This is a genomic window from Streptomyces luteoverticillatus, from assembly GCF_003970715.1.
GTDB classification, from domain to species: Bacteria; Actinomycetota; Actinomycetes; order Streptomycetales; family Streptomycetaceae; genus Streptomyces; species Streptomyces abikoensis.
Map to the genome: position 1 here is coordinate 3,937,409 of NZ_CP034587.1, position 12,059 is coordinate 3,949,467.

Genomic DNA, 12,059 nt, shown 5'->3' on the forward strand with positions numbered 1-12,059 from the left:
CCTTACTGCTGGGTCCAGTCCATGCGCGGCACCTGCGGGCGCCGGGCACGGTGCCGGACACGGTTGATCTCTTCCTCGTACTCCTGCTGGAAGGCCGAGTAGGTGGCGGCGGCGTTCTTCGCCGCGTCCCGCAGCGCGTCCGCCGACCGCTGGAGCTTGCGCGCCACCTTGAACGCCCGGATCCGGGACGCCCCCAGACGGCCCTCGGGGTCAGGGACAGCGGCCAGCACGCCCTTGAGGATCTCGGCGCCCATGGCCACCTCGATAGCCAGCGTCACCCCCGCCGCCCGCACCGCGTTGCAGTAGTTCCTGACCTGCGCGGGAGAGGCGAAATCCGGCGGCGGCAGCAGCTCACCCCCGCCACGGTGGGCCGGAGCGGCGCTCCCGCCGCCCCGGCCGCTGCCACGGTTGGAGGTGTTGACGTTCACCGTGAAGCCGGGCGAGAACGTCGCGCTCTTGGAGTTGAACTTGGTGCTGTTCTTGAACCCGTTGGCCCCGGCGAACGGGTCATGGGCAGCCCGGGAAGTCATCGGCTCTCCTCAGTGCGCAGGAAGGGACGGGCGACGTGCCAGACGATCTGGGCGGCGATCAGGAGGACCAGCCACCACAGGGCCAGCGGGCCGGTGAGCGGGCCGAACGCGGCGGCCATGGCGATCCAGGTCAGCGCGCCGGTCGCCAGCAGGGCGAGCGCCACGCGCCAGGCCCGCACCGAGGTACTGCCAGCCGGATAGCGCTGCTGCACGCTCACCAGCCACACCAGCGGCGCGGCAGCGACCGGGGCGAGCACCAGACCCGACCACCACGCCAGCGCGTGCAGCACAGCCGTGACCACCAGGACCGACAGCGCGGACAACAGCGGGACGGCCGCGCGGCGGTGGGCCCACAGCGTCCGGCCAAGGAAGAACAGCAGCTCATGAGAGAGCGGGAGCCGTTCGGGAACGACGACCACGAACGGGTCGGAACCACGCCCGCGCCGACGTTGGCGCGGGATACGGACGGTCGTTGTACGAGGGGACACAGCAACTCCCGACGGGAGATCGAAGGCGGAGGATCAGGCAACGAGCTGGCCGTCTGCGTCGGCGCAGGCGACACAGACGCCGAGAGACGACGGGATGCAGTAGCCGGCGTCCCGCCCGCAGGCGGGGCAGGTGCGGCGGGCAGCCAGGGCCTTGCCCAGGGCCGCCCACCGGCCCGGCGTCATCGGCCGGACCGGCATGGCCGCGTCGATGCGATACAGGTAGGCGGCTCGTACTCCGGTGCGACAGCGGCGCGAGCGCCACAGGGTCTGGGCCGCGACCGGCTGGCCTCCCGGCCGCAGACCCAGGGCGCGGAGCTGGCGGCGGGTGGCCAGGCCGTCGGGGGCCAAGCGGAATGGGAACGTGGGGATGCCGTAGCGGTCGCCGGTGGGGTCGTAGAAGCGCGGCCCGCTCATACGGCAGCCGCCTCCCTGGCGTCCGCCACCGCCGCCGAGAGGGCGTTCGGCGCCGTCGCGCGCTGCTCGTCCAGACGCTTATAGACCTTGTGGACGTAGGAGGTGGAACGGGTGGACTCCCGTGCCGCCTCCGCGATCGTCCTCCTCATCACCCAGCACGCGCGGATGACGTTCAGCGCCTCCGAGGCCGACAGCTTTTCCGTCCCAGGCTCGTCGTCGCTCCCGTCGGTGGATACCGGGGGAACGGCGAGTGCATGCACCGCGCGGCCACCGCAGATGACCAGCGACGACCGCCGTGACGGCACCACCGCAGCGGGCGCACCGACTGGCGCGGGAGTCGGGGCGGGTTCAGGGATGGATGCCGGGTGAACGGGGGCGACGTCCACCGTCGTCCCCCTCGCGTTCACCAGGGCCCGAAGTTCGGTGACCTTATCGAGGATCGAGCGCCGGTAATGCGTGATCGCCTCAGCCAGGACGATCAAGAGGACCGGGGGGACGGAGTGGAGGACAAGCCCGGCCGGGTCGACCGCGTGGGGGACGCCGAACACCGTCCCCTCCGGCCAGAGTGAATCCCAGCAGTTCATCACCCAGGTCCCCATGCCGGCGAACCAGCGAAGTCCGCTGGCCCAACCGGAAGGTTGAACCCCGTACTCCAGCAGCCGTCCATCCACGATCAGCACCGCGCCCAGCGCCACGGCCACCATCGGGTCGAGGAGCCACGCGATCCACGGCGAGACGCGGTGACTGATCGCGAACAGGGTCACGTTCGTCGCGGTGAAAGCGAGCGCCACCACCGCGACCACGATCAATACGCTGGTCAGACCCGCTTGAAGGCGGGTCAGCGCCTTGATCTGGTCGGCGGGCGGCAAGTCCCCGGGCTTCACAGCCCCGCCACGTCGCGGCCGGGCCGCTCGTCCGGCCCGCTGGTGGACTGGATGACCGCCGGGCGGGTGTAGTCGTCCCGGGCGAGGTCGGGGTCGAGGTCGAGGAACTGGTGTCGCTGCTCCGTGAGGAGCGGGCCCGGCTGGCAGGCGCGCAGCTCCTCCATCAGCTCGTCCAGCAGCTTCATCTTCTGCGTGGAGGGAGTGGTCATGGCGTGCCTCCTCACGGGCGGTCGGGGATGCGGGCGTAGGCCACCAGGTCGAGCCCGGTGCCGGCGTAGGTGGTGCTCGCGCTCAGGACACGGGTCCGGCCATCGGCCTGTGTGCCGTAGGCCACGGCGTCGGGCGCGATGTCCAGGGCTTCGCGCCACGCCTCGAAGGCGTCCAGCTCGTCGTGGAAGGCGAGTTCAAGGCGCTCGGGGTCGATCGGGCTCATCCACACCGTCGGCGCCGGCAGGTACCCGAAGGTCACGGCCAGCTTGTGCAGCGGCGCGACGGCCAGGCCGCCCAGGGTCAGGAAGGCGTTCACGCCGCACCCCCCATGACCGGCAGGTTCGCCAGCGCCCGACGCGCGGCCAACACCCGGCGCCGCGCCCGCCGCAGTCGGCGCGCGTCCAGCTCCGAGACCGGCCGGTCCAGCAGGCTGATCTCGACATCCAGCAGGTCCACCTCGGCGGCGATGACCGGCGCCTCACGCTCGATGGCGTCCAGCTCGGCCGCCGTCGGCTCCACGCCATCGGCGGTAACGCCCGCCGGGAAAAGATCGATGGTGCTCACGGGTCGTGCTCCCTTCAACAGGAACGGCCCGCGCGGCCCCGGTGTGGCATCACTGGGGCCGCAGCCGTAGAGCGGAAGATCCAGCTCCCCTCAACCCCGCCCGTACGGCCCGCAGTCGCGGCCCGGACGGGCGAAGGAGGCAACCGCCGCAGCGCGACGCTGCGGAAGAAGGTGCAGGGCTTCACCGGCTGACCATTGCCATGGCCAGCCGGTCCCGAGCCCGGTCGGGCGCGTCATCGTCACTGCTCTGACGCCAGCAGGGCGGCGCGTACCAGGTGGCGGCCCCGGGGTTGACCTCCAGTGATGAAGGGATGATCCCCAGGACCGGTCTCCAGAGCTGACACGCGGGACAGGACAGGTTCACCTGCCACGAAGTGGCCGCCACGGCCACCACCCGGGCCGCTACGGGGACGGGGAGTCACACCCCGCCGATTAGCGCACTGTTGAGTTCTCAAAGAACACCCAGCTCAGGGCCCGGAGAACACGACCGAAGCCGCGTTCCAGCGAGCGATCCCGCCCGGCACGGTGGCGCACGGCGAGAAAGCCAGCTCCCGAGTCCCTCGGGGGCTTCCTGCCGCACTCACAGACTGGACCGGTGGACCGGTCCAGTCAACCTCTAAGTTCGCACTCTGTTGGGTCGCCCCGATTGTCTGTGCAGGTGGCTGGCCCTTTGAGGGCGTAAAAAGAGCTGGACCGGCGGACCGGTCCAGCTCTTTCCTAGGTCACATCGAGTAGGTGTCCACCTGCTCGTACAGGGCCCCCGGTGTCACGCCTTCCTCACACACCAACGGGCGCCCCTCCTGGTCGTACGCGGTATGCAGGACTACCGCTGCGGCGGTCGCGTCCGGCACTGCCAGGTGCTGGGCCTCGGAGGCGCTGGTCAGGCGGACCGTGGTGACGTCCACCCCCTCGACGGGGAAACGGCCGGTCTGGCGGCGGACGTACCGGGTCGTCCCTTCCGCGATGGGTGCCGTCTGGGCCAGCCGGGGAGCAGCTTCTGCCACCTCGGGCGGAAACCATGCCTCCACATAGCTGTGAGGGTTGCCGTCAGGGAGCTGGAGGATGCGGATGCGCCGTAGCGCCGGCACGCCTGACGGCATGCGCAGCGCCGCCGCTACGCGCGCTGGCGGCTCGATCCAGTCCGGCGCCCCGATGCGCAAGAACGGCATGCCGCCGGCGATGCGGGCGGATCCCGCGCGGCGTGCCCCCGCAGGGCGGGCGATGGGCGTCTCGGTCACCACAAAGCCCGTGCCTTGCCGGGCCTCGACCACCCCGTCGTTCCGCAGGACATCCATCGCCTTGACGGCGGTCGCGCGCGATACCGACCACTGCTCGGCCAGGTCGCGCCCGGATGGCAGAGTCTGACCTGGGGCGAACTCGCCGGCCGCGATGCGGGCGCGCAGTGACTCCGCGATCTCCTCGTACTTCAGCAGCGCCATGGCTTCCCCTTTGTGGTCGGTGTACTGGACTGGTCCACCGGTACACAGGATACTTTGGTCATGTCGCTTCCCGAATTGGCTCCGTCCGTCATGCGCTTTTACGGCGAGACCATCGACGAAGGCAGCCGCCTCACCCGCTCAGCGGACGGCCGCCTGGAACTGGCCCGCACGCAGGAGCTGCTGCGGCGCTTCCTCCCTCCCGCACCGGCACGCGTGCTGGACGTTGGCGGCGGGACAGGGGTGCACGCAAAGTGGCTGGCAGAAGCCGGGTACGAGGTCACGCTTGTGGATCCTGTGGCCCGGCACGTTGAGCAGGCGTCTGCGATCTGTTCGGCGTCCGTGGGCGACGCGCGAGCGCTGGACGCCTGTGACGCCAGTTATGACGTCGTGCTGCTGCTTGGTCCCCTCTACCACTTGCCCGATGAGGCTGATCGCCATCAGGCGCTCTCCGAAGCTCTGCGCGTCGTCAGGCCGGGTGGGTTGGTGGCTGCGGCGGCGATCAACAGGTACGCATCCCTTTTCGAGCACGTCACCTACGCCCACCTGCATACCGAGCGCATGCAGGATTCGATTTCCAAGATTCTCCGTACAGCCGTGCACGACGGCCCCGGTTTCACCTTGGCGTACTTCCACCGCGCGGAAGAGCTTGCCGAAGAACTCCGCAAGACGGGGCTCAACGGCGTGGAAGTCTTCGGGATCGAGGGTCCTGCGTGGTCACTGGTCAAGGCCGCCGAGCAGCAGCCAGGAGACGGCCCGACGGATGACCTGATCGCCTCTGCCCTGACGGCTGCGCGAATGGCCGAGCCCTATCCGGAGCTGCTGGCCGCAAGCTCTCATCTCCTTGCGGTTGGCCGTGCCCCCGGTGGCGTCAGGTGAGGGCTCGGCGCGGTCTCAGTTCCGGTCTCGGTTAGACGCCAGTCCGCCGTCATCCGCTGTCGTCCAGTGGGGTCCTTGTAAAGCGTTGACCTGTGGAAACGCTTCGGACGCGGACGCCTGCGGATGCCCACGGACCGAGATCGGACAACTCGTAATGCGTAGGTCTCGGGTTCGAATCCCGAAGGCGGCTCCGCCGAAAGCCCAGCTCAGACACTGTCCGAGCTGGGCTTCTTCGTACGCCTCGCAGGTCTAGAACGTGGGGCAGAGGTGTTCGTGCACGACGTCGCGGATCTTTGCCGCCTTGGTGGGGCCGAAGCCCTGCGGGTGAGTCGGCGAGGTGAACCGCAGGTTCGCGAGCTCGACCTGTTTCGCCCGGTCCTTCGGGGAATCGTGGATACTCCGGCACTCGTTGCGGCCCCGGCTGACGGCTTTGTCCTCCTTGCCGTGCACGATGTCGGGGTCGATGGCCGTCAGGGCCCGGATGTATGCGGCCTGCTTCACCGCGTCGGGCTTGGGCGGAATCCCGAGCTTCGCCTCTGCGTCCGGTACCGCGGCCTTGGACGGAGCGGCCGCGGGGGCGCTCGACGTCGCGGCCGACGGCGCGCTCGTCTTCGAGTCGGTGCCGCCCTTGTCGCCGCCGCACGCGGTGAGTGTGGCGGTGGTGGCGATCGCGAGGGTGGTTAAGGCGATGGCGGTGCGTCTCACGTGGCTCTCCCCTGGCCGGTGGTCATGATCGCCTCATCCTGGCACGCGAACGCTTCACGGCCGAAGCCCCGGCCGGGGTTCTGCCCGGCCGGGGCTTTCTCGGTCCCCGCAAACGTCAGAGGATGTCCGTGCCCGGGTCCAGGCCCAGGAGGACCCGGCCCTGGACCTCCATGTTCACGTTGACCTGGGCCAGGGCGTGGAGCGTGAAGCCCAGGATGTCGCGGTGGAAGCGCTGGAAGGGGACGTCGCGCTTGATGACCGAGGCGCCGCTCGCGGTCTGGAGGAGTTCGACGGCCTCCTTGGCGAGCTGGCCCGCGAAGGCGGTGCGGCCGCGGACGATGGCGCGCTCCTCCAGGGTGGGGTCCTCGCCCGCGTCGGCGCGGCGCTGGAGGAGCTCCAGCCACTTCGACGAGAGGGCCTCCGCCGCGTCGATCTTGTTGGCGGCGGTGGCGACCTGGATCTGGGTGAGCGGGTGCTGCTTCTGGTCGGTCCAGGAGGTGTAGGTGATGCCGCGGCCCGGGAGGCGGTCGAGGAAGAGCCCGTAGGCGCCGCGGGCCACGCCGACCGCCATCAGGGCGTAGGCGGACATGATGAACGGGACGACGCCGTACTCGCGGCCCTTCGCGGTGCTGTTCCAGCGGCCGGGGACGCCGGTGCTCATGATCTCGCCGTAGGAGGCCACGCGGTGCGCCGGGACGAAGACGTCCTTGGCCGTGGTGGTGGCGCTGCCGGTGCCGCTGCCCGAGGTGACGTCCCAGTCGTCGGTGATGGACAGCTCCGACATCGGCACGAGGGCGAGGAACTCCTCGGTGGTGCCGTCGGGGTGCTCCAGCATGGCGGCGAGGCCGTCCCAGTCGGCGCCGTGGCAGCCGGTGTTGTAGTTCCAGCGGCCGTTGAGGAGGTAGCCGCCCTCGGTGGGGACGAGGGTGCCCGTGGGGGCGAAGCCGATGGAGACGCGGACCGAGCCTCCCGCGAAGACCTCCTCCTGCGCCTTGTCGGGGTAGAAGGCGGCCATCCGGGCGCCGGTGAGCCAGACGGTCATGGCCCAGCCGGTCGACGGACAGGCGCGGGCGATCTCGGAGATGACCGCGCCCTGATCGGCGATGCCGAGGTCGAGGCCGCCGAAGCGGGCCGGTACGGCCATGCGGAAGACGCCGGCCTCCTCCAGGAGCCGGAGGTTCTGCTCGGGTACCCGGCTCTTCTCCTCGGCCTCCAGGCCGTTCGCCCGGATCAGGGGGTGCGCCTTCTCCACCGCGGCGAGCAGGTCGGTGAATTCCGAATTCGTGGCCATCAACGTACCTCCGGCAATTAATCCTGTTTCCTCCTCATGAGGTTTGCAGGAGTCCGGGCATTTGCCGTCCACCGGGGCAAGTGGAGGACCATTCGCCGGTAATTGCGGGGAGATGAACGGCCGTTGATCGGAGTAGCGTGAGGAGCACCGCTTACCTGCTGGTAAGTACCCACTTTCAAGTAGGTACTTCCCTGGCGGCGAGCGGTGAGTGAATCTGAGTGGGCAATACATTTCGTTCTTGGATAGGAGCTGTGATGGCGGGCAACGACCACGCACCGGTGACGGTCATCGGTCTCGGGCTGATGGGGCAGGCGCTGGCCGGGGCCTTCCTGAAGGCCGGGCACCCGACGACCGTGTGGAACCGCTCCGCGGACAAGGCGCAGGAGCTGGTGGGCCAGGGCGCCGTGCTCGCGGCCTCCCCGGCCGAGGCCGTGGCCGCCTCCGAGCTGATCGTCGTGTGTGTCTCGGACTACGACGCGATGCACTCGGTCCTCGACCCGCTGGGCTCCGCGCTCTCCGGGAAGGCCCTGGTCAACCTGACCTCCGGCTCCTCGGAGCAGGCCCGGGAGAAGGCCGGCTGGGCGGCCGGTCACGGCGCGAGCTACCTGGACGGCGCCATCATGACCGTCCCCGCCCTCATCGGCGGCGCCGAGACCGTGCTCTTCTACAGCGGCCCGGCCGACGTCTTCGCCGCCCACGAGGCCACCCTCAAGGTCCTCGGCGGCAACACCACCCACCTCGGCGCGGACCACGCGCTGGCCGCGCTCTACGACGTGTCGCTGCTCGGCGTCATGTGGGGCACCCTCAACAGCTTCCTCCACGGTGTCGCGCTGCTGGACACCGTCGGCGTGAAGGCGAGCGAGTTCCTGCCCTGGGCGACCGCCTGGGTCGACGCGGTGAAGGGCTTCGCCACGGACTACGCGGGCCAGATCGACGCGGGCGACGGCGAGTTCCCCGCCAACGACGCCACCATGGAGGTCCACGCCGGCGCCCTCGAGCACCTGGTGCACGAGAGCGAGGCGCAGGGCATCAACCCCGAACTGCCCCTCTTCGTCCAGGGCCTGATGGCGCGTACGATCGCCGCCGGCCACGGCAAGAACAGCTACGCCAGCATGGTCAAGGTCTTCCAGCAGCCCAAGGCTTAAGGCCCCGCCCAGTCGCCGGGGGTGCCGCCCCCGTCCCCCCGGTGAAGGGCCCGGAACCGCGTGCGCGGTCCGGGCCCCTTCGGGCATATCCGTTCGCGGGGCCGCGCCGGTGAATTCCCGGGCGTCGAACGGGGGGCGTCGAACGGGGCGTCAAAGGGGGCGCAAAACCGGGCGTCAAGGGAACATCAAACCGACCGTCCCGTATGTCATGATCGCTTACATGACTCTTTCCTGGCACGAACTCGTCACCGCCGCCACCGACTCCGCCACCGCCCTTCTCGAGAAGTCCGAGGGCGACTGGTCCCGCCCCGCGGGAACGCTGGAATGGAGCTGTCAGCAGACGGTCTCCCACCTTTCCCAGGCGGTCACCGGATACGCGGGCCTGCTGATAGCCCAGCCGAAGGACCGCTACATCACGCTCATGACCCACATCGACGCCGGGGCGCCGGCCGACGCGAAGGCGGAGGGCATCCGGATCGCCGGCCGGATGCTGGCCGGTGTCGTGCGCGAGACCTCGCCCGAGGCCCGCGCCTGGCACCCGTGGGGCACCAGTGACGTGGCGGGCTTCTCCGCCATGGCCGTCACCGAACTCCTCCTCCACAGCCGGGACATCGCCCTCACCTTCGGCCTGGACTGGGAGCCCTCGGACGAGCTCTGCGCCCCCGTGCTGGAGCGCATCTTCCCGGGCGCGCCCACGGGCCACGGCGCCGCCGAGACGCTGCTGTGGAGCACCGGCCGCGGTGACCTGCCCGGCCTCGAGCGCCCGGCCGGGTGGCGCTGGTACGGCGACGTCCGCTGACGAACGGCCACAGGGCCCGGGCGGAGGTGATCCGCCCGGGGCCTCAGCCCGTCATGGAGGACATCCACAGCGGCGCCACGGCCCGCGCGTCGCGCGGGGCCGCGACCCGGCTGAGCGAGGTCACCTCGGAGGGCTCCGGGTTGAGCACCTCGCGCTGGAGGCGCTGGAGTTCGGGCGAGGGCTCGAGGCCCAGCTCGTCGTTGAGGATGCGGTAGAGGTTCTGGTAGGCCTGCAGCGCTTCCGCCCGGCGGCCGGAGCCGTGGAGGGCCGAGATCAGCTGGCCGTGGAACCACTCGTTGAGGGGGTAGGCGTGCACCAGCAGCCGCAGCTCGGGGATCGACTCGCGCTGCCGGCCGAGCCGGGTCTGGCCCTCTATGCGCAGCTCCAGCGCCCGGATGCGCAGCTCGTCGAGGTGGGCGATGGAGCCCGCGAGCAGGTCGCCGGAGGGGATGCTGGAGAGCACCGGGCCGCGCCACAGGCCCAGCGCCTGGTTGAGGTGGTGGACGGCCGACTCGGGGTCGCCGTCCTGGAGTTCGGAGTGTCCCCGGGCGATCAGCTGCTCGAAGATCTTGATGTCGACCTCGGAGTCGTCGACCTGGATGACATATCCCGGCGCGCGCGTCGCGAGGAGGGTCCGCCCGGCGGCGGCCAGTTCCTCGCCGACGAACATGCGCCGGGCGTGGTAGATGTACGTCTGAAGCGTCGTCAGGGCACTGCGTGGTGGCTTCTGGCCCCAGAGTTCCTGGATCAGCGAGTCCGCCGTGACGATCTCGTTGGGCCGGGTCAGGAGAAGTGCCAGTGCCTGACAGACCTTCGGGGTGCTCGGTACGTAGGTCCGGCCGTCGTCGGCGACGATCTCGAACGGCCCGATGAGGTTGAACCTCACTGCGCACACTCCTGTTCCCGGCGCGACCGATGAACCCCTGCGCCGATCACCTGAAAGGGTGATTCTGACAGTAGGCATGCCAGGTACGGATTCCTACCGAAGGGAGCCAAGAGTGTCATGTTACCTAACGGTAGGTATTTTAATAAGGGGCTACTTTAATGTGCCTCCGCCCGTTGTGCCCGCCCCCTGAGCCGCCGCTCGGACCTCCGCGTACTCACGGTACGTACCGCTCATGGGCGGTACGTACCGTGAGTACGTGTCAACCCCGCCTTTACTGCGGCTGGTTGCCGTGCTTGCGCGCGGGCAGAGCGGCGTGCTTGTTGCGCAGCATGGTGAGCGCCTCGATGAGCGTGGCGCGGGTGAGCGCCGGGTCGATGACGTCGTCGACGAGGCCGCGCTCGGCCGCGTAGTAAGGGTGCATCAGCTCGTCGCGGTACTCGGCGATCCGGGCCTGCCGGGTGGCCTCCGGGTCGTCGGAGGCGGCGATCTCCCGGCGGAAGACGACGTTGGCGGCGCCCTCCGCGCCCATGACGGCGATCTCGTTGACCGGCCAGGCCAGGGCGAGGTCGGTGCCGATGGAGCGGGAGTCCATGACGATGTACGCGCCGCCGTAGGCCTTGCGCAGCACCAGGGAGATCCGGGGCACGGTCGCGTTGCAGTAGGCGTAGAGCAGCTTGGCGCCGTGCCGGATGACGCCGCCGTGCTCCTGGTCGACGCCGGGCAGGAAGCCGGGCACGTCCACGAGGGAGACCAGCGGGATGTTGAAGGCATCGCACATCTGGACGAAGCGCGCGGCCTTCTCCGAGGACTCGATGTCCAGCACGCCCGCCAGCCGCTGCGGCTGGTTGGCGACGATGCCGGTGACCTGGCCGCCCATCCGCGCCAGGGCGCAGATGATGTTGGGCGCCCAGCGCTCGTGGACCTCGAAGAAGTCGCCGTCGTCGACGATCTCCTCGATGACCGCCCGCATGTCGTACGCCTGGTTGGGGTCGGCCGGGACGAGGTCCAGCAGGACGTCGTTGCGCCGGTCCACCGGGTCGTACACCGGCTCGGCGGGCGGCAGTTCGCGGTTGTTGGAGGGGAGCAGCGACAGCAGGTGGCGCACGTCCTCCAGGGCGGACTCCTCGTCGTCGTAGGCGTTGTGCGCCACGCCGGAGGTCTCGGCGTGGACGTCCGCGCCGCCCAGCCCGTCCTGGGTGATCTTCTCGCCGGTGACCGCCTGGACGACGTCCGGGCCGGTGATGAACATCTGCGAGGTGCCGCGCACCATGAAGACGAAGTCGGTGAGCGCGGGGGAGTAGGCCGCGCCGCCCGCGCAGGGGCCCATGATGACGCTGATCTGCGGCAGCACACCGGAGTTGCGGACGTTGCGCTGGAAGATGCCGCCGTAGCCGGCGAGCGCCGTGACGCCCTCCTGGATGCGGGCGCCGGCGCCGTCGCACAGGCCCACGATGGGCGCGCCGGCCGTCTCGGCCAGGTCCATCAGCTTGTGGATCTTCTGGGCGTGGGCCTCGCCGAGGGCGCCGCCGAAGATGCGGAAGTCATGGGCGTAGGCGAAGACCGTACGGCCCTCGACCTTGCCCCAGCCGGTGATGACGCCGTCGGTGTAGGGCTTCCTGTCCTCCAGGCCGAAGCCGGTGGCGCGGTGGCGACGGAAGGGCTCGGTCTCGGTGAAGGTCCCCTTGTCGAAGAGGAGTTCCAGGCGCTCGCGGGCGGTGAGCTTGCCCTTGGCCTTCTGGGCCTCGGTGGCCTTGGCGCTCGGTCCTTCGAGGATCCGCGTCCGGAGGTCCGCCAGCTCCGCGACGCGTCCGGTCATGTCCGCGGGGGC

Annotated in this window: 15 protein-coding genes; 3 read left to right on the plus strand and 12 right to left on the minus strand. The window is 70.0% G+C overall.

The features are described 5' to 3' along the window. Positions 1-2: 2 nt before the first annotated feature. From traA to EKH77_RS17470, 8 genes are all read right to left on the minus strand, one after another. On the minus strand, positions 3-530 hold the full coding sequence (gene traA, locus EKH77_RS17435) for a plasmid transfer protein TraA (protein ID WP_126915282.1): 528 nt from the start codon (positions 528-530) through the stop codon (positions 3-5). Beyond that, entirely contained in the window at positions 527-949 is a 423-nt protein-coding gene (locus tag EKH77_RS17440; RefSeq protein ID WP_240667388.1) for a hypothetical protein, read from the minus strand. The genes traA and EKH77_RS17440 overlap by 4 nt, the downstream gene beginning before the upstream one ends. Positions 950-1,051: 102 nt before the next feature. Next, positions 1,052-1,432, minus strand: a complete 381-nt coding sequence (locus EKH77_RS17445) for an RRQRL motif-containing zinc-binding protein (RefSeq protein WP_126915284.1) — start codon at positions 1,430-1,432, stop codon at positions 1,052-1,054. Next, positions 1,429-2,301: a hypothetical protein gene (locus tag EKH77_RS17450; RefSeq protein WP_126915285.1), complete on the minus strand. Its 873-nt coding sequence runs from the start codon at positions 2,299-2,301 to the stop codon at positions 1,429-1,431. The genes EKH77_RS17445 and EKH77_RS17450 overlap by 4 nt, the downstream gene beginning before the upstream one ends. A gap of 11 nt (positions 2,302-2,312) precedes the next feature. Beyond that, positions 2,313-2,525: a hypothetical protein gene (locus EKH77_RS17455; RefSeq protein WP_126915286.1), complete on the minus strand. Its 213-nt coding sequence runs from the start codon at positions 2,523-2,525 to the stop codon at positions 2,313-2,315. 11 nt (positions 2,526-2,536) lie between these two features. Then, positions 2,537-2,842: a hypothetical protein gene (locus EKH77_RS17460; RefSeq protein ID WP_126915287.1), complete on the minus strand. Its 306-nt coding sequence runs from the start codon at positions 2,840-2,842 to the stop codon at positions 2,537-2,539. Further along, a complete protein-coding gene (locus EKH77_RS17465; protein ID WP_126915288.1) occupies positions 2,839-3,090 on the minus strand; it encodes a DUF6284 family protein in 252 nt (83 codons plus the stop codon). Before EKH77_RS17465 ends, EKH77_RS17460 begins: the two co-directional genes overlap by 4 nt. A gap of 722 nt (positions 3,091-3,812) precedes the next feature. Then, the gene (locus EKH77_RS17470) at positions 3,813-4,529 is read right to left on the minus strand and encodes a GntR family transcriptional regulator (protein WP_126915289.1); all 717 of its coding nucleotides are present in this window, start codon (positions 4,527-4,529) and stop codon (positions 3,813-3,815) included. A 60-nt stretch (positions 4,530-4,589) separates the two neighbouring features. On the opposite strand from EKH77_RS17470, the gene EKH77_RS17475 reads away from it, so the two are divergent. Continuing rightward, on the plus strand, positions 4,590-5,405 hold the full coding sequence (locus EKH77_RS17475) for a class I SAM-dependent methyltransferase (RefSeq protein WP_126915290.1): 816 nt from the start codon (positions 4,590-4,592) through the stop codon (positions 5,403-5,405). 249 nt (positions 5,406-5,654) lie between these two features. On the opposite strand, the gene EKH77_RS17480 is transcribed toward EKH77_RS17475, so the two are convergent. Beyond that, positions 5,655-6,110, minus strand: coding sequence for a hypothetical protein (locus EKH77_RS17480; RefSeq protein ID WP_126915291.1), 456 nt, complete (start codon positions 6,108-6,110; stop codon positions 5,655-5,657). A 115-nt stretch (positions 6,111-6,225) separates the two neighbouring features. Continuing rightward, entirely contained in the window at positions 6,226-7,401 is a 1,176-nt protein-coding gene (locus EKH77_RS17485) for an acyl-CoA dehydrogenase family protein (protein ID WP_126915292.1), read from the minus strand. A 254-nt stretch (positions 7,402-7,655) separates the two neighbouring features. Here EKH77_RS17485 and EKH77_RS17490 point away from each other — a divergent pair, with 254 nt between their 5' ends. Beyond that, entirely contained in the window at positions 7,656-8,546 is an 891-nt protein-coding gene (locus EKH77_RS17490; RefSeq protein WP_126915293.1) for an NAD(P)-dependent oxidoreductase, read from the plus strand. 220 nt (positions 8,547-8,766) lie between these two features. Further along, positions 8,767-9,345, plus strand: a complete 579-nt coding sequence (locus EKH77_RS17495; protein ID WP_126915294.1) for a maleylpyruvate isomerase N-terminal domain-containing protein — start codon at positions 8,767-8,769, stop codon at positions 9,343-9,345. Positions 9,346-9,388: 43 nt separating this feature from the next. On the opposite strand, the gene EKH77_RS17500 is transcribed toward EKH77_RS17495, so the two are convergent. Then, positions 9,389-10,231, minus strand: coding sequence for an AfsR/SARP family transcriptional regulator (locus EKH77_RS17500; protein ID WP_206279871.1), 843 nt, complete (start codon positions 10,229-10,231; stop codon positions 9,389-9,391). Positions 10,232-10,502: 271 nt separating this feature from the next. After that, positions 10,503-12,047, minus strand: a complete 1,545-nt coding sequence (locus EKH77_RS17505) for an acyl-CoA carboxylase subunit beta (RefSeq protein WP_126918115.1) — start codon at positions 12,045-12,047, stop codon at positions 10,503-10,505. Between the last annotated feature and the right edge of the window lie 12 nt (positions 12,048-12,059).

What these genes read in the sequence shown, in the direction of transcription:
- EKH77_RS17445 (WP_126915284.1), bottom strand. Translation starts at nt 1,432, where the DNA reads ATGAGCGGGCCGCGCTTCTACGACCCCACCGGCGACCGCTACGGCATC.
- EKH77_RS17490 (WP_126915293.1), top strand. Translation starts at nt 7,656, where the DNA reads ATGGCGGGCAACGACCACGCACCGGTGACGGTCATCGGTCTCGGGCTG.
- traA (WP_126915282.1), bottom strand. Translation starts at nt 530, where the DNA reads ATGACTTCCCGGGCTGCCCATGACCCGTTCGCCGGGGCCAACGGGTTC.
- EKH77_RS17455 (WP_126915286.1), bottom strand. Translation starts at nt 2,525, where the DNA reads ATGACCACTCCCTCCACGCAGAAGATGAAGCTGCTGGACGAGCTGATG.
- EKH77_RS17505 (WP_126918115.1), bottom strand. Translation starts at nt 12,047, where the DNA reads ATGACCGGACGCGTCGCGGAGCTGGCGGACCTCCGGACGCGGATCCTC.
- EKH77_RS17470 (WP_126915289.1), bottom strand. Translation starts at nt 4,529, where the DNA reads ATGGCGCTGCTGAAGTACGAGGAGATCGCGGAGTCACTGCGCGCCCGC.
- EKH77_RS17495 (WP_126915294.1), top strand. Translation starts at nt 8,767, where the DNA reads ATGACTCTTTCCTGGCACGAACTCGTCACCGCCGCCACCGACTCCGCC.
- EKH77_RS17475 (WP_126915290.1), top strand. Translation starts at nt 4,590, where the DNA reads ATGTCGCTTCCCGAATTGGCTCCGTCCGTCATGCGCTTTTACGGCGAG.
- EKH77_RS17485 (WP_126915292.1), bottom strand. Translation starts at nt 7,401, where the DNA reads ATGGCCACGAATTCGGAATTCACCGACCTGCTCGCCGCGGTGGAGAAG.